Source organism: Acinetobacter sp. YH01010, assembly GCF_013420775.1.
GTDB lineage: Bacteria > Pseudomonadota > Gammaproteobacteria > Pseudomonadales > Moraxellaceae > Acinetobacter > Acinetobacter amyesii.
The window spans coordinates 249,311-271,732 of record NZ_VOYF01000003.1; the positions used below are offsets into that span (position 1 = coordinate 249,311).

Sequence of the window (22,422 nt, forward strand, 5' to 3'; positions counted from 1 at the left end):
ATAAAAAATAAATTGCCATAAAGCCCAGCTAGTCAGAGATTTGTTCTATTTTCTTTAAATATTGGCATATTTTGCAACTTATGACTTCAGATTGAAACAATGGAAAGCCATGTGAGCCAGAAACCAATTCTGTCTCCAAAAACTTTACAGCCAAATTACGCAATAATCGCTCAACTTTGTAACTAACCAAATAATCTTGCTTAGCAAAAATATGGTATTGATGACCTGTGTAGTTTTTCAAGATACTGACATTATTGAGCTTCTCCAAACAATTCAATCCAGCTCGAAGCACATCTAAATTTTGCGCTTGAATCAAACTTTGCAAGATGATGAAATCTTGCTTGGTGCTATCAGTACCCTGACAAACCATATAACCAAACTTCTTTAAGGTAGAAATCGCATCCTGCTCGAAAGATTGTTTGAAGCTTTGAAAACTTGCTTGATCCATCGCAACAGGCCACTGTTCATCAGCCACAAAACTTGGATTTGAGCCTAATGTGATCAGCACTTTCTGTTGTTGATATTTTTTTTGAATTTCATCTACCAAAATCGTCGCCAATTGACCACCAAGAGACCAGCCAATAATCACATCAAATTGCTGCGCAAATTCAACTTTCTGTTCGAGCACTTCTAAATTTAAGGCATCAAAAATATTCCATAATTCAACCTGATAACCTTGTGCGATCAATGCCTGCTGTAAAGGAGCAAGTAATTTACGACCGCCGCCCCAGCCAGTAATAAGTAAAATATGTTGATTCAATACAAACTCTAAAATTAAACGATTCCACATAGTATAAAAGTTCAAAGCAAGTTTGATAGTGGCATTTCAGCACATCAACCGATTTGCCAAAAGACATTCGCAATCGACTTCAATAAATATAAAATCAGCCAGCCTACAGCGCTTTAAAATTTGTTAAGATCGAATAAAGAACAATATAAACTGATGCTCTATGAAAGTTTCTTCATTGCTTAAAATCTGTTTAATGACATGTGCTTTAATAGCAACGACCCAAATCACAGTTGCCGAAACATCAATACTCAGCACCAGTCAAAACAAACAAAAACAATGGGTTGGCACACCCGCACCCAACTTTAAATTGCAAGATCAAAATGGAAAATGGCACGAACTGAAGCAATATCAAGGGAAATGGCTCGTTCTGTACTTTTATCCCAAAGACAACTCACCCGGTTGTACAGAAGAAGCCAATCAATTTAAAACCCTATATCCACAATTTTTAAAAACTAATGCGGTTGTTTTGGGCGCAAGCTTAGATGATGTTGCATCACATCAAACGTTCTCTAAAGCACTCGGACTTCCCTTTCCAATTCTTGCCGACCTCCAACATAAGCTGGCGACACAGTTAGGTATTGTACGAAACTTAGGGATTTTGAAAGTTGCCAAACGTGAAACCTTTCTGATTGATCCGAAAGGCATTATTGTTTATCACTACACCAGTGTGAATACACAGACACATGCGGCGCAAGTCTTGGCAGATATTAAAAAACTACAACAATAGTTTTCATGGCCCAATAAAAAACCCAGCAGAAGCTGGGTTTTTTGGATATTTTTTAAATTACATTTGAGACTGAATATAGTTTGGTAGACCAATAAGTTCGATCAAACGCATTTGCTTTTCAAGCCAGTAAGTATGATCTTCTTCAGTATCTGACATTTGCTGACGGAGCATATCACGGGTCACATAGTCACCCTTTTCTTCACACAATTTTACGCCTTGTGCAAGTTTCTCACGAACATGATATTCAAGCGCCAAATCCGCTTTTAAACAAGTCACAACGTCTGTACCGACTTCAATATCATCACGATTCATATTCGGCGTTCCTTCAAGGAACAATACGCGCCGAATCAATGCATCTGCATGTGAGCCTTCTTCTTGGCTTTCATGATCGATACGTTCAAAGATTTTACTTAAGCCCCAATCTTCATACATACGGGAATGAATTAAGTATTGATCACGAGCAGCCAGTTCGCCACCGATCAGCATATTTAAGTAGTCTACGACTTCTGGATTGCCACGCATTTTCTTCACTCCATACCCTTTTCAAATATTATGGACAAGTTTCAAAATGAATGCAAAATATAATTTTTGTAAGTTTATGATTTATATAAAATTTAAATGATAAACATACGCATTTGCAGTTCAATTCCGCGCATTTTTCACATATAAAAGAAGCCCTTGCAGAAAATTTAAGGCATTTAGAACACGAAATAATCAAAAATCGCTGGATGCTGTTTTTTGTAACAATTAACAATGCGTCTTGTTTAGCAAAAATATCTCCTGATTGATTCAACACACTGAGCTTATCGCTATGGGAAACTTTATATTGATGCCCTATGCATTGCTGTCAAAGACAAGGCGAAAATCTCCAACGAAGACAGACTTAAGCTGAAGTCCAACGTGCATTCTTCCACGCTTGCTGTTGCCTTAAATCTAGAAAAGTCCAAGCGACAAAACGGCTTTCTTTTTGTCCCTGCGTCATTTTAATGGTTTTCACATCCACTGCGCCGCTCTTCGCTAAGGCCTTTAAAAGCACGGGCAATGTTGTTTTCTTGGAAACCAGCGTACTAAACCAAAGGCATTGCTCAGCAAAATGAATACTCTCTTGCACCATTTGGCAGACAAATCGTTCTTCACCACCATCACACCAGAGTTCGTTCTTTTGACCACCAAAGTTCAATACCACCTTGGTCCGATTAACTGGCTTACCCAGTTTTCTTAATTTTTGCGTTGCTGTCGCGTTGGCTTCATCTTGCGAGGCATGAAATGGTGGATTACACATGGTCAAATCAAAACGATCTGAAGGTTTAATCACACCATTGAAAATATTGCTCGCTGTCTTCTGCAATCGAATCTGAATCCCTTTACGCAGATTCGGATTGGCCTCCACAATAAATTGAGCACTTTTAACCGATGCAGCATGTATGTCTGAGCCGACAAATTTCCAACCATAGCTCCGATGACCAATGATCGGATAAATACAGTTCGCGCCAACCCCAATATCTAAGACTTGAACGGCGTGTCCAGTTGGAATCTGCCCTTTATTGTTTGCACTCAACAGGTCAGCTATATAGTGGATATAGTCCGCTCTACCCGGAATAGGTGGGCAAAGATAATCTTGAGGAATATCCCAATATTGAATGCCATAAAAATGCTTGAGCAATGCTTTGTTGAGCATTTTCACAGCGTGCGGATCAGAAAAATCTACCGATAAATCATTATATTTATTTGGGCTGACAAAAGGCGCAAGTTCCGGACAACTCTTGATTAACTGCGGAAAATCGTAACGACTGCGATGCAGATTTCGTGCATGTAGTTCCGATTTTTGTTGCGGAAAAGATTTCTTTGCTTGCGCCATATGAATGCCAATAATCAACGGGAGAACAGAATCATCTGATAAGGCAGGATCTATACCTGCAAATTAATCGATATTGTACGTGAATTTAACTGACAATGACGCCCCAATCCTTTTATTTGCCTATCTGCAAAATCCATAACCACTTGGAAGCCTATTCTTATTTTATCTGGACATTTTTGTTTGCTATAGCATTCAATCTCATTAAACAAAACTGTGAAACATTACTCAAAATTTAAGCATGGAACGGAAAGAATCTCGTAAAAAGCCCAATCACACATGATTGGGCTTTTTACATCAAGATAAAATCTTGTAATTTAAAGATAAATAAAAAGATGTTAGAAACCATTTAAAGTGTCTGTATTCTCACCAATAAAAATGTTTAGTCTATGATGTACATCAACATCATGGACCGGATATAATTTGAGATGCTGATCACTATGTCTGACAAGGAAATACAACGTCTTGCAGTTCTACAAGACGTTCGCGATCGACGTATTACACAAGTCCGTGCTGCTGAAATCCTGAATCTTTCTACCCGCCAAATTACCCGATTATTACAGAAGCTAAAGCAAGACGGTGTTTCAGGCCTGACACATGCCAGTCGTGGTCAACCTGGCCATCGTCGCCATGATGAAGCCGTAAAGTCTGAATGCCTTTCCATTATTTCTGAACATCTGCTGGGCTTTGGCCCAACCTTGGCTCATGAGAAGCTGATGAGCATGTTTGGTCTGAATATTCCTGTGGAAACGGTTCGTCGCTGGATGACTGCCAATGAGCTCTGGATTCCGCGATCCAAGCGTCTGAAACGGCCATATCAGCCTCGATATAACCGGGATTGCTTCGGTGATTTGATCCAGATTGATGGTTCATATCATGACTGGTTTGAAGGACGAGCCGCCAAATGCTGCTTGCTGGTTTATATCGATGATGCCACTGGAAAGCTGTTGCATCTGCGCTTTTGTGAGGCTGAAACAACCTTTGATTATATGCTTTCAACCCGAGCCTACATTGAGCAATACGGCAAGCCGTTGGCCTTTTATAGCGATAAACACTCGGTATTCCGAGTCAATCAGAAATCCTGCCAAGACAGCAAGATCACGCAATTTGGGCGGATCCTCAACGAGTTAAACATTGATATTATCTTTGCCAACTCACCGCAGGCCAAAGGTCGTGTGGAACGTGCCAACAGGACACTTCAGGATCGTCTGATCAAGGAGATGCGTCTGGAAGGCATCAGTTCGATTGCCGAAGCCAATGCCTGACTACCCTGCTTCATTGAGCAGTTCAATCAGAAGTTTGTCAAGTGTGCGAGAAATTCCAAGAACTTACATCGCCCTTTAACAGAGTTTGATGCTGAACTGGAGGATATTTTCACCTGGCAAGAACCGCGTAAGGTCACGAAGAACCTGACCATCACGTATGACAAGTGTATTTATATACTTGAGCCAACAGCACTGAATCATAAGCTTGTTGGGCAATACATTTCATTTCTGGAGTATCTGGATGGCACTGTAGCGATCATGCATGAAGGACGGAAGATCAACTATAGCACCTTCAATAAACTGGCTGGACTACAGCAAAATGCAGTTGTTGAGAATAAAAGATTAGGCTCGGTTCTGGCCCATATCCAGCAGCAACATGAGGAGTTGGAGAAACAGAATAAACGTTCCCGTCTCAAGAAAAGTATGCCGAGTCGTAAAGCTCAGAAAGCTGTTATTGAACAAAGATATTTAAATCCTGTTCTTGACTCTTGCAGTTAAAAACAGGACATTTTAAATGGTTTATCGCATAGACATTTTAATTGGTGAATAGCAGAAGAAGCTTAGACCGAAGATCTAGGCTTTAAATTAAAGCGTACTAGTTAGATATGACTCTTTGTCCATTTATTTGTGAGATTTTGCGTCCGTAATCATAAGAATATACATCTATCCAACATTCATCCCATATTCGCATTTTTAAAATCAATAAAAAATTACTTTTACAGCATTTAATGCATTCTCTGCTGAATTTAGAGCGTATTAAACCCAATCATCAACATATATTTTTTCAAATCAATCAAAGACAAAACCAAATATTCTCAATATGATAAAAAAATGCGTCAATTAAAGTTGAAGAATATGAATAGCAAGACAACAAGACAGATACTCGTCACAGGCGCGACAGGCTATATTGCCAGTTGGGTCATTAAAAACTTACTTGAATTAGAGCATACAGTACATGCCACTGTTCGCGATCTCAATAAAACATCAGGTTTTGCACACCTCGAAAAAATTGCAGCTGATACAACTGGCACTTTAAAACTGTTTCAAGCCAATTTATTGGATGAGGGTGCATTTGATTCAGCCATGCAAGGTTGTGACATTGTGATCCACATGGCATCTCCATTTGTAGTGACCAACTATAAAGACGCGATTAAAGATATTATTGAGCCGGCCATTTTAGGTACTGAAAATGTGCTCAACAGTGTCAATAAAACTGAGTCAGTAAAACGTGTTGTCGTGACTTCAAGCATCGCATCAACCTATGGTGATGCCATTGATATTCTACAGACCGAGCATAATGAATTTGATGAGTCTCACTGGAATACCTCCAGTTCAGAAACTCATCAGCCTTATCCATATTCAAAAGTAATGGCAGAGCGCAAAGCGTGGGATATGCAAAAAGCACAAAACCGTTGGGATCTGGTTTGTGTCAATCCAGCATTGGTCATGGGGCCATCTTTAACTGCGTCAACACAGTCAGGAAGCGTTGAAGTGCTACAACAGTTTGCCAATGGTATAACTTTGGCCGGTGTTCCACCAATGTGGAATGGTATCGTCGATGTTCGCGATGTTGCCGATGCGCACGTACAAGCAGCTCTCAATCCCGCAGCAAGCGGACGTTATATTATTAGTGGTGGAACACTAAGCCTATTAGACATGGGCAAATTATTACGCGCACATTTTGGGAATAAATTTCCATTTCCGCGCAATACCTTACCGAAGTTTGCCTTTAAGACATTTGGCCCTCTTGCCGGCTTCCCACGTAAATTTGTTGAACTCAATATGGGTTACCCAATTTACTTTAATGCAGATAAGAGCAAGAAAGAATTAGGGATCGAATACCGTGATATTCAAAACAGTGTGGTTGAGCATTTCCAACAACTCCTCGATGATGGTGTGGTGAAGCAATATATTCCGTGAATCCCTCATCAACAAAAAAAGCCACCTTAAATAGGTGGCTTTTTATATTAAAAAAACTAATCTAACTTAGAAATCAAAAGTCACACCAACTTTATAGGTACGGTCTGCACCAATCGTGGCAAAGTTTTCATTAAATACGCCCTCCCAATATTTTTTATTGGTCACATTGTCGACATTTGCCATAAATGTTGTAGATACACCACCTAAATTTGTTTTATAACGTGCACCTAAATCCACTGTCGTGAAATCAGGTAATTGTAAGGTATTTGCTGAATCAACATATTGTTCACCTACATAGTTTACTCGACCATTCACAGATAAACCGTCGAGTAAAGGTAACGCATAATCCAAACCAATTGTCGCTGTAAGATCTGGCATACCTAGAAGCTCATTGCCTTTATTGACTAATGCTTTGGTATATTCCGTATCAAGATAAGCCATGTTACCTAATATCGTTAAACCATCACGAACTTGTCCTGAGAAACTCCATTCAATGCCTCGAGCACGTGTTTCTGCACCATCAGTAGTCGCCCCATCAATTACCATAGTGTCAGGCTTTTTAATCTCATACAAAGCAAGTGTATTTAACCATGATCCATTTTGGTATTTAGCACCCACTTCATATTGTTCGGTTTTAAAAGGTGCAAAAGTTTTTCCAAAATTCAGATCACTTTCATCTGTAACTGTTTTACCTTGACTCAAACCCTCTACATAATTGGCATATAAAGAAAGATTTTCACCAAAAGGTTTAACTACAAGACCTAAACTAGGTGACCAAGCATTTTCTTCATAACGCCAATCAGCACTATTTTTACGTTGTGAACTAAAATTCTTCAAATCCATATCTTGGTAACGTAAACCGAGAATAAATTGAAGTTTGTCTTGAAGTAATGAAATTTGATCACTCAAAGTATAACTTGCAAACGTATTGTCATTTAATGGCATGACACTTGGTGCGACCGCCATTAATCCATTTTGACCGGGGTTATATAAGTTAGTTGAATATCCACTGGATGTAGCAGGGTTATGCTGATCTGTCTGAATATTAAGATAATCTGCTCGAAGACCTAATTTGTGTGAAACAATACCCGTATTAAATTTATAATCACCGCCAATATTTGCGGATGTATTTTTAAAGTGCGCGTATTGACCATAAGTCTGTGTAGTCGCATCACCTTGTTCATTATTCAGAACCATACGTGTGCCAAATACAAAGCCTTTATATTTTTTATCTGCATAACCAGCACCAGCAAAGATATTTGCATTCGGTGTTAATGCATATTTCGCTTTTAAACCAACAAACTTACTATCTATTTGAGTATCTGAATCATTAAAATAATTTAACCCACCTTCCGGTGCCGCAATCACTTTTTTAATCTTTGCAAACGAAACCATGGCTGGTGAACCATTTTCACGATCTTCATGTATTGCATAGGCATCAAAATTTACTTGTAATTGATCTGTAGTATAGTCTGCAGCAATTGAACCCAGTGCTTTAGTATCTTCTTCTCCATCAATATTACGTTTACCTTGGCCATAGACTAAATTCGTGCGAACACCAATTTTTTTTTGTTCACCGAAACGGCGTGAAACATCAAGATGACTTTGGTAATAACCTTCATCTTCCAGAGTAGAAGTCAGTCTAGTTAAATCTTCATGTGCACGTTTAGGCGTAATATTAATCACACCACCAACCCCTCCATTAGGTGCCATCCCAGCGACCAAGGCATTTGGCCCCTTCAAGACCATTACAGCCTCTAAGGTTTCTGTGGGTACACGACTGACCGGTGCCATTCCGTATAAACCATCTAAAGCAATTTCATCACCATGCACACCAAATCCACGAATTTGGAAATTTTCATATAAATGCCCCTGATTCGTGGTCATACGAATACTCGCATCATTTTTTAAAACTTGTGCTACAGTTGACGCTTGCTGTTCTTCAATCAGTTTTTCACTATATGCTGTTACGCTAAATGGCGTATCAACAATTTTTTGATTTCCCAAAGCACCTAGGTCTGTATTGGCTTTCAACTTACCATTTGCAAGTTGCTTTTCTGCAGGTACCTCAACCTCAATCGTCTCAAGTACCGTTGTATCCGCTGCAAACACAGATGTAGCCCCTCCAACACCGAGCAGCACCATAGTTATAGAACGTACTAAGTGTGTTTTTGCAAAATTATTCATCATTTCAAGATTAGTTTTACTTGAATAAGAATCATTATTATATTTAGAATAATTCTTAACTGCATCATGAATCCCGATGATTATATTTTTTTAATGAAAAATATAAATATTCATTTTTTATAAATTGTAGATAAGACAAATGTAAATAATTGTTTTTTTTATTGCTTTTATAAAAAAATAAAAATACAACCTGGTTATGTTCAATTAAAGCTCTTAGGCAAACAGATGATTAATTAATATACAATAGTTTGAATTTTTACATGCTTAATTGCCACATGAATAGATAAATCCTTTTACATCCAACGATTATTTAAAAGTAAACAACGCTTTTGCGTTAGTGCCTTTTAGCCAAATTTAAATCTCCTTTTTTAAATTTTTAACAAAAAAAAAGCGACTCAAAAGAGCCGCTTTTTTCTAACCGAAGTTAAACTCAAATTATTGAGCTTGACCAGGTTGAGCCACTACAGTACGGCTACCAGAAATCGTAGCGAATACGCGACGGTTCATAGCACGGCCTTCTTTAGTGTTGTTGTCAGCGATTGGTTGATCCCACGCGAAACCTTGAGTAGATAAACGAGCTGGGTCAACGTTGTATTCGTTAACAAGCGAAGATTTAACAGAGTTAGCACGAGCTAGTGATAAACGTTCGTTTAGAGCACGTGGACCAGTGTTATCTGTGTGACCTTCGATGTTCGCTGTAGCATTAGGGTATTCGCCTAATTTTTCAGCTACTTTAGCAATTTCAGGTTTGTATTGATCTTTGATGTTTGATTTGTTTGTATCAAAGAACACACGAAGTTCCATGTTAAGATCTTCAGTCAACTCTTGAGGAGCTGGAGCAACTGGAGCAACTGGAGTTACAGGAGCAACTTCAACTACAGGAGCAGCAGGTTTCAAGTGACCGCCAAGAACTACGTTAAGACCAGCCAAAGCTGTGTAGTTCCAGAAATCTTCATCGATGTTGTAAGTAGCACGAGCTTCAGTACGTAGAGATAAAGCATCGTTTAAGCGCCAGAAAGCACCTAGACCAGCGTTACCTAAAGTACCTTCTTCAGTAGTACCACGATCAGTACCGTTTACACCACGAGCAAGAGCTTCGTCAAATTTGTATTTATAGTGACCAGCACCTAACAATACATATGGCTTAACTTTGCTGTCATAGTTTTTAGTAATCAAATCAGAAGTAGCATAGAAGTTACCGTTGATTTGAGTTTGTTTGTATTCGCCGTGATCAACGTCTACATCACCTTTAACTTGGTTATATTCAGCTTCGAAACCTAACCATGGAGTTAATTCAACACCAAGTGCTGCACCAACAAACAAGTCGTCTTGTAGCTCTGGACCTTCAGTAAGGTTGCCACGGCTGTTGTTGTGTTGAGAATCTTGGAAAGTGTAACCAAGCATTAATGGAGTAACAGTTACGCCTGCGTTTGCAGCTGCTAAAGGAGCAGCTACGAGCATTGCTAATGCAATACGACTCATTTTCATGGATTTATCCTCCAGAGATAACAATTGTTGTTCAAGCTCAAGCCGAAAAATTGGCTATCCTGAGATAGGCTTTCTTAATACCCCAGTTTTTTTTTAAGCTATTTACGCTGAATCATACAAACACTTTATTCTTTTTCCAAGTGCTTGATTAATCTAATCAAGTAAATTATTGACAAAATTACTTACAATTTCCGTTGTAATTCGGTAAATTTTTACTCAATTTTGAGCAGTGAATCGCCTATTGTCACTTGCTATTTTCATTTTAACAGCTTTATCTAAAATTGAGTAATAAAATTCTATACTCAAAATTAATATCGCCATTAAAAACACATATAACACTAAACATATAAAAATAATATTAAATTTTGGATTAAATCAATGTCTTACAACAAAGAAACTGGCTTTACTTTATTTGAACTTTTAGTCTCAATTGCGATTATTGTCATTATCGTGACGATAGCTTTACCACATTTCAACAATTTAATGGCGCAGCGAGAAGCGAATAACATCAAATCGACTATTCAAAATCACAATGCATTCGCACGGGCTCATGCCACTATTTATCATTCCAATATTGTGATTTGTCCTAGTCTTGACTTTAAACTTTGCCAACCTAACAACTGGAACAGTGGTCTGATTATATTTATTGACAGTAATAAAAACCGTCAAGTTGATGCAAATGAAAAAATATTACTGCAAGACAAACTCAACTTAAAATATGGCGATCTGTCTTGGCGTGGGACTCTACACATTCCAAGTCTCACCTTTCAGGCTAGCTCCGGTTTACCCAATGGTTCAAATGGCAGTTTCTACTACTGTTCGAAATCAACGCTTCAACCGATCCGAGCAGTCTTAAGTCGAATGGGACATATCCGATTTGAAAACCCAACCAGTTGCTAATTTGAGAACCGGTGAGTCCAAAGCAGCCTTTTAAATTTGCTTTATTCCTGTTCAATTTTACTTATACTGCTGACGTATTCAAAAATTAATGTATAAGAAAATGGAGACATGTAATGACTGATATCGTCATCGTGAATGGTGCCCGTACAGCAATGGGTGGTTTTCAAGGGAGTTTAGCCGCTGTCACTGCACCAGAATTAGGCGCAGTTACGATTAAAGCAGCCATCGAACGCGCGGGTTTACAACCGACAGATGTTGAAGAAGTCATTATGGGCTGTGTGCTTCCGGCTGGCCTGAAACAAGGTCCTGCCCGTCAAGCGATGCGTAAAGCCGGTCTTCCAGATTCAACTGGTGCCGTAACCATCAACAAGCTGTGTGGTTCAGGTATGAAGGCCGTGATGCAAGCGGCAGATATGATTAAGGCAGGTTCGGCTCAAGTCGTGGTTGCAGGTGGTATGGAGTCAATGACCAATGCGCCGTATGTATTGACCAAAGCACGAGCTGGCTACCGTATGGGCCATGGTGATGTTAAAGATCATATGTTCTTAGATGGCCTAGAAGATGCAGAAACGGGCCGACTCATGGGTTCTTTTGCGCAGGATATGGCAAATACAAAAGGCTATACACGTGAACAAATGGATGACTTCGCCATTCGCTCGCTTAAACGTGCACAAACTGCAATTACTGAGGGTTATTTTGCTGACGAAATCGTGCCTGTCACTGTTTCGAGTCGTAAAGGTGATGTGATTATCGATAAAGACGAACAGCCTTTTAACGCTAATATCGAAAAAATTCCAACGTTACGCCCTGCTTTTGCTAAAGATGGAACGATTACCGCTGCCAATGCTAGTTCTATTTCTGATGGTGCGTCTGCTTTAGTTTTAACTTCAGCAGAGCAAGCTTCAGCAAAAGGTTTAAATCCGCTCGCGAAAATTGTGGCTTATGCATCAAATTCACAGCATCCTTCAGAATTTACTATTGCACCTGTAGGCGCAATTCAAAAAGTTCTAGATAAATCGGGTTGGAATGTTGCTGACGTAGATTTATGGGAAATCAATGAAGCCTTTGCTATGGTCACGATGTGCCCAATTGATGAATTTAAATTAGATGCTGAAAAAGTAAATATCAACGGCGGTGCTTGTGCACTAGGACATCCAGTTGGTTCTACCGGTTCACGCATTATTTTAACGTTGATCCATGCATTAAAACGTACAGGTGGTAAGCGTGGTATTGCAGCGCTATGTATCGGTGGTGGTGAAGCGACTGCTGTGGCGATTGAATTGCTTTAATCCTCTGCTGACTCCCTTCACAAAGGACGATTTAGAGGGAATATTCTTTAATCCTCCCCTAACCCCTCCTTTAATAAAGGAGGGAGACTGAAAATCCCTCTGTAAGAGGGATTTTTTATGCTTACATTTTAGACATAAATTGTTCCCATACTGCTCAGCAAGGGCTCATAAAAATAAATGTCGACATAATAAAAATGGATGACCTTTATGCAGCTCAATCAATACTTGAATTTTAAAGGCAATATCTAAGCAGCCTTTAATTTTTATCGCTCTGTACTTGGTGGAGAATTCCTCAATGTGATGCGTTATGGTGATATGCCTGCTGAGGAAGGCATTTCACTATCCGATGCAGATCAGCAAAAGATTATGCATATTTCCCTACCGATCAATGAATTTACCGTGCTGATGGCCTCAGATGTCAACGAACAATTCTGTGCGCAATCCAATCAACGCTTTACCTTAGGCAGCAATCATTATATTTCGATTAATTTAGACAGCAGTGAACAAGCTGAAGCCAAACGACTGTTTGATGGCTTGTCCAAAGGAGGCTCTATAGAAATGCCTCTCGAAAAGACCTTTTGGGGTGCGCTGTATGGCGCATTTACCGATCAGTTCGGTATTAAATGGATGGTCAATTGCCAGCTTAAAAATGAATAATCACTCATTAAAAGTATTTCGATCAATAAAAAAGCCTCCGAATGGAGGCTTTTTTATTGATCAAGGCACTTAAGCACCTGTTTGATAATGCGCTTGCGGCACAGCAGTTGAAGCTTGGTATGGATTGGTAAAATCACCTAAGCCAGCAGCAGCTTCAGCAATATCTTTACCTTCTTTCACCACAAATGTATCAAAACCTGAACGCTTCATGTAGTTCAACACATCTTTGAATACATCACCTGTCGCACGTAGTTCGCCTTGGAAACCTTGGCGACGTAACAATGCAGCAAATGAGTAACCTCGACCATCGTTAAAACCGGCAAATTCGATGAAAATAGCATCTAACTGGTCAAGCGGGAATTCATTGGTTTCAGGTGAAGCATCCACCGTTACGAAAAGTGCTTTTTTACCAGACACATTCGCAAGTTGATCTAACTGCTCAACTGTTAAAACCACGTCACCTTGTGGCAACACACCATCTTCACCAATGACTTGGTAAGTATTGTCTGCAATCGAGCCATCTTTAGAGAGGACTTGTAGTGCTGTATTAAGCATATGCACGCTCCTTAAATGGTTGGATGCCAACACGGCGGTAAGTATCAATAAACTCTTCGCCTTCAGCACGAAGGTCTAGATAAGTATTTAAGATTTCTTCAATGATGTCTGGTACAACTTCGGCTGCAAATGATGGGCCTAAGATGTCACCAATTGATGCATCATGGTCGGCATTACCACCCAAAGTGATTTGATAGAACTCAGCACCCTTTTTATCTACACCTAAAATACCGATATTACCGACATGGTGGTGACCACATGCATTCATACAACCAGAGATGTTCAGATCCAATTTACCTAAATTGTAAATGGTATCTAAGTCATCAAAACGACGAGAGATCGCTTCAGAAATTGGAATCGATTTCGCATTTGCCAATGAACAGAAATCACCACCTGGGCAGCAAATGATGTCGGTTAAGAACCCAATATGCGCACGTGCAAGATTATGTTGATCAAGGATTTTCCATAGATCAAACAAATCTTTTTGCGGTACATCAACAAGCGCAATGTTTTGCTCATGTGTGGTACGGAACTCACCAAAGGTATATTTGTCAGCCAAGTCAGCAATCAGGTTCATTTCTTCAACAGTCATATCGCCCGGTGCAATACCCGCACGTTTCAAAGAAATCGTAACGATGCGGTAACCTTTGACTTTATGTGCATTGGTGTTGATGTTGAACCATTGTTTAAATTTCGGCTCTGCGGCAAATTGCTCTGCAAAATCTTCATCCGCATAATCTTGGTAATCAAATGGTGTGAAGTTCTCATCCATTTTCGCCAAGGTATCAGCATCAATTTTTAAAGTTTTGATGGTATGTGCAAATTCAGCTTCCACTTTCTCTGCAAATACTTCTGGTGTTAATGCTTTCACCAAAATTTTGATACGTGCTTTATATTTGTTATCACGACGACCGTGTAAGTTGTATACACGAAGTACCGCTTCTAAATAAGCAATCAAATCTTCACGTGGCAAGAAGTCACGAATAAAACTACCAATCACTGGTGTACGGCCTAAACCACCACCAACTTTGATTTTATAGCCAATCTCGCCTGCTTCATTTTTCACGATATACACACCGATATCATGGAAAGACGTTGCCGCACGATCAGTTTCTTCCAGTGCTGAAACTGCAATCTTGAACTTACGTGGCAAGAAAGCGAATTCTGGGTGGAAAGTTGACCATTGACGAATCAATTCACACGTTGGGCGTGGGTCAGCAATTTCACCCGCAACCACACCTGCATATTGGTCAGTGGTTGTGTTACGAATACAGTTACCCGAAGTTTGAATCGCATGCATTTGAACAGATGCGAGCTCTTGTAACATATCAGGCACATTTTCTAGTGCAGGCCAGTTAAACTGAATGTTTTGACGAGTAGATACGTGCGCATAACCACGGTCATAGTCCTGAGCCAATGACGCAATTTTACGTAATTGTTTAGAATTCATCAGGCCATAAGGTACTGCAATACGTAGCATCGGTGCATAACGTTGTACATAAAGGCCGTTTTGAAGACGCAGTGGACGGTATTCATCTTCCGTCAATTTACCTGCTAAATAACGTTCCGTTTGATCACGGAACTGTGCAACACGTTCATTAACCAGTTGCTGGTCAAAATCAGTATATAAATACATGGCGTACAGCTAGTAATTTCTATTATAACAATGCACAGCATAACGAGATTTTATCTATCAAGAAAATGCGTTTTTTACATATTTAATAGCGATTTTATTGATAAGACTGTCGCAATTTCACTGATATAGCGGATTTCGGTCCTTTACTTTTTATTTATTAATATATTGAATTATTTTTCTATTACTTAGCATAAATTTACATAAAGAATTTCAGCTAATAAAAAGCCCGATAAATCGGGCTTTTTATTTAGCGATGTAAAATCACTTATTTTTTATCTGGTAAAGCATACGCAACAAGGTAATCACCAAGTTTTGTACCAAATGAACCATGACCACCAGCCATGATCACAACATATTGTTTACCATTTGCTTCATAAGTCATTGGAGTCGCTTGACCACCTGCTGGTAGACGACCTTCCCACAAAGTATCACCATTCGTTACATTGATTGCACGGATATAGTTATCTTGTGTTGCGCCTACAAACATGACATTACCAGCAGTCGAGATTGATCCACCAAGACCCGGTACACCAATTTTCACAGCAGGTAATTGGAACAATTTCGGTAAACTATCACGAATTGTACCAATACGTTTTTTCCAGACCACTTCATGTGTATTTAAATCTACACCTGCAGTAAAGCCCCATGAAGGTTGTTTACAAGGTAAGCCAAGTGGTGACAAGAAGGCTTTGATTTCCACACCATAAGGTACGCCATACATCGGTTGCACGCCTTGTTCAGTACCCGCACCTTTCGCAGTTTGCTCACGGTTTGGATCTGTAGGAATCAACTTAGTCACAAATGGCAAGCCAATTGGGTTCATCACAGCAACTTGACGGTCTTGGTTCACCGACATACCACCCCATTCAAATACCCCAAGGTTACCTGGGAATACCAATGTGCCATTTTCAGAAGGTGGTGTATAAATACCGTCGTAGTTTAATGATTTGAAATACACACGACACATCAACTGGTCAAACATAGTGGCACCCCACATTTGTTTATCAGTCAATTTATCTTTTGGTGCTAAATCAAAATCAGAGAATGGTTGAGTTGCAGAATAATGCTCACCTTTAGTTTGTGGACCACGTTTTACAGTTTGTGGAACCGCTTTTTCAGTGATTGGCACAATCGCTTTACCGGTACGACGGTCAAGGACGAATGCATTACCTGTTTTGGTTAAGACATAGATCGCAGGAACAGTATTACCTGATTTATCTTTGATATCTGCCAATGAAGGTTGTGATGGTACATCCATATCCCACAAATCATGATGCGTGGTTTGGAAATTCCAAATTAATTTACCTGTTGATGCATTTAATGCCAACATTGAGTTTGCATAGCGTTCATCTAATGGCGTACGGTGACCACCAAAAATGTCTGGTGTGCCTACACCTGTTGGCACATAAACGATGTCAAGTTTTTCGTCATATGCTAAAGGTGCCCATGCATTCGGTGAGGCTACAGAGTATTTTTGACCTTCGCCTGGCATGGCATTTGGATCTTCCGCCCCTGTATCAAAGATCCACAATAATTCACCGGTATTGACATCATAACCACGGATGACACCAGATGGCTCTTTAGTCGAGAAGTTATCGGTAGTTGAACCGCCAATCACAATAGTTGTACCAGTAATCACTGGAGGTGAAGTTGGGATATAACCGCCCGGATACGGATAAGGCATATCTTTTTGTAGATCGACTTCGCCGTTATGACCAAAATCACTACATGCTTTACCTGTGTCAGCATTGACTGCAACCAAACGACCATCATTTACAGGCAAGATCACTTTGCGCGGACATTCAGTTGAAGTCGAGCGTTTGTTCTCTAAGCTTTTTGCAAACTGAGTGGTATTTGCTGCGTCAAAATAAGACACACCACGACATGTTAAATGTTGATAGGTATTGTCCGCTTTAAGCTTAGGATCGAATGCCCATTTTTGTTTACCTGTCGCAGGATCAAGTGCAATTAAACGTTGGTGAGTTGTACACATAAACATGTCATTGCCGACTTTAATCGGAGTGACTTGGTTTGTGGTTTCACCTGAGTCATTTTCTGTTGGTAACTCACCTGTACGGAAAGTCCACGCTACTTCTAAATCTTTAACGTTGTCGCTATTGATTTGGGTGAGTGGAGAATAACGTACACCACCTTGTGTACGACCATAGGCAGGCCAATCTTCAGGAGCAATACCCTCAATCGCTTTGGCTGTTTGAGGTTGTGCATTTTTAATTTCACCATGAATTTCTTGCGGATCATTAAAAATTGAATAGATCATCACGATAATCGCAATCACCAGTGTGCCTGATAATGTAATTTTCGCAGTTTTGCCATTTTCCATACCGCGTGTCACGGCAGGAATCAGTAACCAAAGGCCCAATAAGCCTAAAATATCAAAACGCGGTGCAAGTGCCCAAAAGTCAGAACCTGCCTCCCAAAGTCCCCAAATCACTGTACCCAGCATCAACGCTGCATAAATGTATAAAGAACTGTTTTGAATTTTTCTTAAGTATATTGCTGAAGCCAGCATTAACAGGCCGGCGATAATGTAGTACCAAGAACCGCCAAGGACTGCCAGCCAGATACCACCAATCAATAGAACTAAGGCGAAAATTGCCATCACAACGACGGTAAATGTTCGCATCCCAGTTCCAGTAGATGGGTTGCTCATGTTGACCACCTCTATTGTCGAATGTTGTATTTGGTGCGTGAAACACATTCAACACACCACCGTTTTTATGTCGCAAAGAGAAGTTGTTACAAAAACAATTCAAGGGAAAATATCGTAATTTTTCTCAGAATTACCGAATTGCTTTTATAAGAACTCTAATTTGACATCAATTAAAATGCTGTTTGAAATTTGATACCGCCGACCCACGCATTCTCACCATTTTTGTAAGCACCGACGTGACGGATATATTGAATATTTGGACGAATAGTCAGCCAGTTTGCTGCATGAATACCGTAGTAAATTTCTGCGTCATACTCTTCACTTTGTAGACCGCGTGCATCAACGCTGTTATTGGCAATATTGGCATCATTCACATCATCATTAATGCTGATACGACCTAAACCAATCGCAATTTCATCCTGAGGACGTGCATCAAATGCACCTTTGTAGACCAAGCCAATGTTTTGCATATCACTCACATTGTTGGTGTCTGAGTCATGCACAGTCACATTCACAAAACCGCTTAAGCCACGTGAGGCATCGTCTTTGTGTGCTGTCAGTTGTTGTTTCGCCACAATCCAACCACCTTGATGGTGATCTTTTTCATTTACTGGGCTATCAATGACATCGGCATCAGCGGTACTGTAGTAGTAACCTGCACGGTATTCACCCGGTAGCTTTTGTGTCCCCACTTTTGGAGTCCACACCACTTCAGCAGGAATAATCGCACCTTTAGAACCATCAGTACTCAAGTTCCAACCTTTACCACGTTTTAGATTTTCAGGGTTGTATTCATAAACCCCGACTTGTGCGTAGAGTTCAGGCTGAATGTTATATTTCACGCGAGCAGCCCATTGGCTAACTGGCCAGTTGTACCATTGGTCACCAACCCAGTTACCCACTTGTGAACCACAAAGTGCTAGGTTTTGAAAGTCACAGTCAAAGCTGTTGAAATCTTCACCTTCACCAAAACGACCGACTTTAATATCTAATTTTTGGTCTAAGAATTTTTTCTTGATCCAAAAATCAGTCAAACGCCAAGTTTGACCACGACCCCACACTTCTTGTGTTGCACTTAAATGACCATTTAATGCATCTGAAGTTTGAGACAATGAACGACCATTACGTTCAGTGATATTGATTTGTGCTTCGGTATCTTTCCAACCCGCAATTTTTTCTAAATCGAGATGTGCCCCGATCGCGAATTGGTCCGCATATTCAGTGCCATGACCAGAAGCATGCTTTGCATCTAACAAAGTGGCTAATTCGCCACCATAACTAAAACTAAAATCGTAACCTTTCTGTTGAAGCGCTGTTCGTTGACCGTTCCAATCACCGAACATCCATGGGCTTTCAGAACTGAAAGCATCTGCAGTAGTTGCCGCTTGGGTTGCTGAACCCGCAAGCATTATGCCGAGGCTAAGATATAAAGATCCAAGTTTACTCACAGCTATTTTCATTTGGAGACCTATATACCAATTGTGTTAATAGCTCATATAATACTCTCACATTTGTATAATTTATTTATTTTTTTGTTAACAACTCTCAATATTTACATAGATGTTTATCTAATTAAGAGATTTTAAAGGTTTTATTGTTTAACTTATCACCTTTTTTTATACCTTTCATAACCAATTATCCGCACCTAAAGTTTTACCCACATGGGTATAAATCAATGCTGATCTAGAAAATTTAATCGGACATGCCAGTTGAGTTTGTGTCATTGTGTCGCCTTCTTGTAGCGGAACTTCAACACACCAATGCCGCTCTTGGGCCAATTGTGAATTTAGAGCTTCGTCCAAACTTAAAACTGGTTCCACACAGACATCTTGAGAGGCAAAAATCTTTTTCCACTCAGCCCATGTTTTGGTTAGTATTTTTCGGGCAATTGCATGCTTAATTTCAGTCTGGTCTTGCGGATCAAATGACATGCCTTGCGTTGCTAAAGCGGGTAAATCTAGAATTTGCGCCAATCCATGTAAAAACTGTGGCTCCAAACCACCTATAGACAGATAACGACCATCTTGGGTTCGATAATAGTCATAGAAACTTCCGCCATTCAGATGTGCCGTCTCTGCCGCGGTTACCGCATTGGCAGCCAATACGCCAGCTGCAGCCATATTGTTCAATGCGACAGCGCAATCGGTCATGGAAATATCAATATATTGTCCTAAGCCGCTACGGTAACGCTCAATCACCGCAGCTAAGATGCCAGTAATCGCATGCATTGATCCGCCTGCCACATCGGCGATTTGAATCCCCATCGGTGGCGGGCCACTATCTTGGCGTCCGCTATGACCTGAAATACCCGATAAAGCCAAGTAGTTGATGTCATGCCCTGCACGGTCTTTGTAGTGCCCAGTTTGACCATAACCCGTAATCGAGCAGTAAATAAGTCGCGGATTAATTTCGGCCAAAACTGCATAATCCAAACCCAAGCGTTGCATGACACCTGGACGAAATTGTTCTACCACGATATCAAAATCTGAAATTTTGGCTTTGATCAATTCAATACTTTTCGGATCTTTTAAATCTAATGCGATGGATTGTTTATTGCGATTTAAATAACTATGCGCTGTGGCTTGCCCATTGGCATAAGGTGGCATCAAACGAACCAGATCGGGACGCGTCGGTGACTCAATATGCACAACTTCCGCACCCATGTCAGCCAAATACAAGGTCGCAAATGGCCCTGGGAGTAATGTCGAAAAGTCGAGTACTTTCAATCCTTTTAAAGCAGCTTCCATGGATATTTTTCTCTAATTGTGTAGATTTTTTATCCATGGTAGAAATATAAAATGATTAAAACAATGTCATGTTCAGCCATTTACCTTGATAGTTTCGGCAATTTACCATGTAAAAATGGCAAAACCGCTGTTGTAAATTGCCATGATTTCTTTTTTTAGCGTCATTTAGGTCAAACATTTGTGAACATTAAAGAGACTGAAGGATTAAACATGAGTCGTGATACGATCAGTATCCATTTCGTCAACGCAGCCTTAACTGGTGTGAAACGTCTCGGCATGGATGTCGAAACTTTATTGTCTCATGTTGGCATTGAGGCTGAACTTCTACGCCAACCCAAAGCGCGTATTTCACCTGAACAATACACACGTTTTATTAAAATGTTGTGGATGGTGACTCAAGACGAACATGTCGGTTTTGATATTCAACCGCGCCGCTTGGGTACTTTTGCCATTATGTGCCAATTGATTATTCATGCAAAAACCCTCGGTGATGCACTCGAATTGTCTTCGCAGTTCTACAAACTGTTTGGCGATGAATGGTCGGTGACACTAGAACGTGATAAGCACGAAGCACGTTTAGTTCCTCAAATTCCAAAATCTATGGACCCAGACCATTTCATTACAGAAAGTATGCTGATGATTTGGCATGGTCTCGCTTCTTGGTTGATTGAACGTCGTCTGCCTTTAGAGCGTGTTCACTTCGGTTATGAACGTCCTGAACATGCTGACGAATATGATGCCTTGTTTTTTGCACCTGTCATGCAGTTTGATACACCACGAACTGAAATTACATTTGCAGCGGATTATTTAGATTTACCCATTCGTCAAAACGAAGAAACGCTTGAAGAATTCTTAAAAGCGGCTCCTGCACAGTTATTGGTTAAATTTAAAAATACTAATTCATTAACATCTCGTATCCGTGATGTGCTGAAGAGTCAAATTGGCGAAGAAATGCCAACCTTGAACGATGTTGCTTCAATGCTGTATCTATCGCCGCAAACACTACGTCGTCGTTTAGCCGCTGAAGGTAAGAGCTACCAAGGTGTGAAAGATGCCTTACGTCGTGATGCTGCAATTCACTTATTGCTTAATCCAGACTTAACGCTTGAAGATGTTGCACAGCAAGTCGGTTTTAGTGAAACCAGTACTTTCCACCGTGCCTTTAAAAAGTGGACCGGTGTAACACCAGGCCTATATCGCCAATTACATGGTTATCATTAAGCAATATTCAAAAATAGCATTCTCTAAAACCTGATCTCGATCAGGTTTTTTTATTTCGGAAAATCTGCACGTTGTTTTTGACAAAGCAATGGATCGACGGGCGTGATCACGCGTTTGCCATCCTGTATCCGATACATTTCTGCCTTGGTTACATGATCATTTCGATCATACTCACAGGCTAAGCCGCCAGTCCCTTCATCTGAAGGATGAATGCCATAGATCATATAAATATAAAAACCGATCAAGCATACAAAACCTAAGCAGCCTGCAAAAACAAGCCAAGCCAGACCTTTCAACACTCGCTTCACATTTTTATGCATAAGCAGATCTTCAATATGTACTGAATCGATAGCAACTGATCTTAACCGATCCTCGCTTTCAATGTGCAGGTTGATTTTTATCTTATTCAGCAGCAAGCGTTGACCAAAAATATCAAACGACTCGCCCGTTCTCATCATTGCACCGGCTTGATTAATCCGTACACTCAAAAAACCAATAAAAATTTATAGATCAT

General features: G+C 40.1%; 16 protein-coding genes and 2 pseudogenes. 7 read left to right on the plus strand and 11 right to left on the minus strand.

Annotated features, from left to right (window positions below):
• Nucleotides 1-28 precede the first annotated feature (28 nt).
• Nucleotides 29-790: a hydrolase gene (locus tag FTT77_RS04315; RefSeq protein WP_180008174.1), complete on the minus strand. Its 762-nt coding sequence runs from the start codon at nt 788-790 to the stop codon at nt 29-31.
• A 160-nt stretch (nt 791-950) separates the two neighbouring features.
• On the opposite strand from FTT77_RS04315, the gene FTT77_RS04320 reads away from it, so the two are divergent.
• On the plus strand, nt 951-1,517 hold the full coding sequence (locus FTT77_RS04320) for a peroxiredoxin (protein ID WP_180026714.1): 567 nt from the start codon (nt 951-953) through the stop codon (nt 1,515-1,517).
• A 57-nt stretch (nt 1,518-1,574) separates the two neighbouring features.
• On the opposite strand, the gene bfr is transcribed toward FTT77_RS04320, so the two are convergent.
• Both bfr and rlmF read right to left on the minus strand, forming a co-directional pair.
• Nucleotides 1,575-2,039: a bacterioferritin gene (bfr, locus tag FTT77_RS04325; RefSeq protein ID WP_067762676.1), complete on the minus strand. Its 465-nt coding sequence runs from the start codon at nt 2,037-2,039 to the stop codon at nt 1,575-1,577.
• A 361-nt stretch (nt 2,040-2,400) separates the two neighbouring features.
• On the minus strand, nt 2,401-3,375 hold the full coding sequence (rlmF, locus tag FTT77_RS04330) for a 23S rRNA (adenine(1618)-N(6))-methyltransferase RlmF (RefSeq protein ID WP_180005444.1): 975 nt from the start codon (nt 3,373-3,375) through the stop codon (nt 2,401-2,403).
• A gap of 425 nt (nt 3,376-3,800) precedes the next feature.
• Here rlmF and FTT77_RS04335 point away from each other — a divergent pair.
• Nucleotides 3,801-5,135: pseudogene (locus tag FTT77_RS04335) on the plus strand (ISNCY family transposase).
• A gap of 333 nt (nt 5,136-5,468) precedes the next feature.
• Nucleotides 5,469-6,557: an aldehyde reductase gene (locus FTT77_RS04340; protein WP_257224017.1), complete on the plus strand. Its 1,089-nt coding sequence runs from the start codon at nt 5,469-5,471 to the stop codon at nt 6,555-6,557.
• 66 nt (nt 6,558-6,623) lie between these two features.
• On the opposite strand, the gene FTT77_RS04345 is transcribed toward FTT77_RS04340, so the two are convergent.
• Together FTT77_RS04345 and omp38 are read right to left on the minus strand one after the other, a co-directional pair.
• Nucleotides 6,624-8,744, minus strand: coding sequence for a TonB-dependent siderophore receptor (locus FTT77_RS04345; RefSeq protein ID WP_180026731.1), 2,121 nt, complete (start codon nt 8,742-8,744; stop codon nt 6,624-6,626).
• A gap of 435 nt (nt 8,745-9,179) precedes the next feature.
• Nucleotides 9,180-10,232 carry an outer membrane protein Omp38 gene (omp38, locus tag FTT77_RS04350; protein WP_180026712.1) on the minus strand — a complete coding sequence of 351 codons (1,053 nt, stop codon included), beginning with the start codon at nt 10,230-10,232 and terminating at the stop codon, nt 9,180-9,182.
• 378 nt (nt 10,233-10,610) lie between these two features.
• Between omp38 and FTT77_RS04355 the strand changes: the two genes are divergently transcribed.
• The 3 genes and pseudogenes from FTT77_RS04355 (at nt 10,611) to FTT77_RS04365 (ending at nt 13,078) form a co-directional block, all read left to right on the plus strand.
• Entirely contained in the window at nt 10,611-11,132 is a 522-nt protein-coding gene (locus tag FTT77_RS04355; protein WP_180026711.1) for a GspH/FimT family protein, read from the plus strand.
• A 113-nt stretch (nt 11,133-11,245) separates the two neighbouring features.
• Complete coding sequence (locus FTT77_RS04360; RefSeq protein ID WP_180026710.1) at nt 11,246-12,421, plus strand: thiolase family protein; 1,176 nt, start codon at nt 11,246-11,248, stop codon at nt 12,419-12,421.
• Nucleotides 12,422-12,628: 207 nt separating this feature from the next.
• A pseudogene (locus FTT77_RS04365) lies at nt 12,629-13,078 on the plus strand (VOC family protein).
• Nucleotides 13,079-13,147: 69 nt separating this feature from the next.
• On the opposite strand, the gene FTT77_RS04370 reads toward FTT77_RS04365, so the two are convergent.
• From FTT77_RS04370 to FTT77_RS04390, 5 genes are all read right to left on the minus strand, one after another.
• The gene (locus FTT77_RS04370; protein ID WP_168379542.1) at nt 13,148-13,633 is read right to left on the minus strand and encodes a DUF934 domain-containing protein; all 486 of its coding nucleotides are present in this window, start codon (nt 13,631-13,633) and stop codon (nt 13,148-13,150) included.
• Nucleotides 13,626-15,269 (minus strand): nitrite/sulfite reductase, encoded by a 1,644-nt coding sequence (locus tag FTT77_RS04375; protein WP_078190090.1) that lies wholly within the window; start codon nt 15,267-15,269, stop codon nt 13,626-13,628. The genes FTT77_RS04370 and FTT77_RS04375 overlap by 8 nt, the downstream gene beginning before the upstream one ends.
• Before the next feature lie 265 nt (nt 15,270-15,534).
• Nucleotides 15,535-17,940 carry a glucose/quinate/shikimate family membrane-bound PQQ-dependent dehydrogenase gene (locus tag FTT77_RS04380; protein ID WP_180108972.1) on the minus strand — a complete coding sequence of 802 codons (2,406 nt, stop codon included), beginning with the start codon at nt 17,938-17,940 and terminating at the stop codon, nt 15,535-15,537.
• 170 nt (nt 17,941-18,110) lie between these two features.
• Nucleotides 18,111-19,349, minus strand: a complete 1,239-nt coding sequence (locus FTT77_RS04385; protein ID WP_257222677.1) for a carbohydrate porin — start codon at nt 19,347-19,349, stop codon at nt 18,111-18,113.
• Nucleotides 19,350-19,565: 216 nt separating this feature from the next.
• Nucleotides 19,566-20,687 (minus strand): CaiB/BaiF CoA-transferase family protein, encoded by a 1,122-nt coding sequence (locus FTT77_RS04390; RefSeq protein WP_111885009.1) that lies wholly within the window; start codon nt 20,685-20,687, stop codon nt 19,566-19,568.
• A gap of 210 nt (nt 20,688-20,897) precedes the next feature.
• Here FTT77_RS04390 and FTT77_RS04395 point away from each other — a divergent pair, with 210 nt between their 5' ends.
• Nucleotides 20,898-21,908: an AraC family transcriptional regulator gene (locus FTT77_RS04395; protein WP_078190094.1), complete on the plus strand. Its 1,011-nt coding sequence runs from the start codon at nt 20,898-20,900 to the stop codon at nt 21,906-21,908.
• Nucleotides 21,909-21,958: 50 nt separating this feature from the next.
• Here the strand turns inward: FTT77_RS04395 and FTT77_RS17370 are convergent, their stop codons facing one another.
• Nucleotides 21,959-22,396 (minus strand): hypothetical protein, encoded by a 438-nt coding sequence (locus FTT77_RS17370; protein ID WP_257224698.1) that lies wholly within the window; start codon nt 22,394-22,396, stop codon nt 21,959-21,961.
• Between the last annotated feature and the right edge of the window lie 26 nt (nt 22,397-22,422).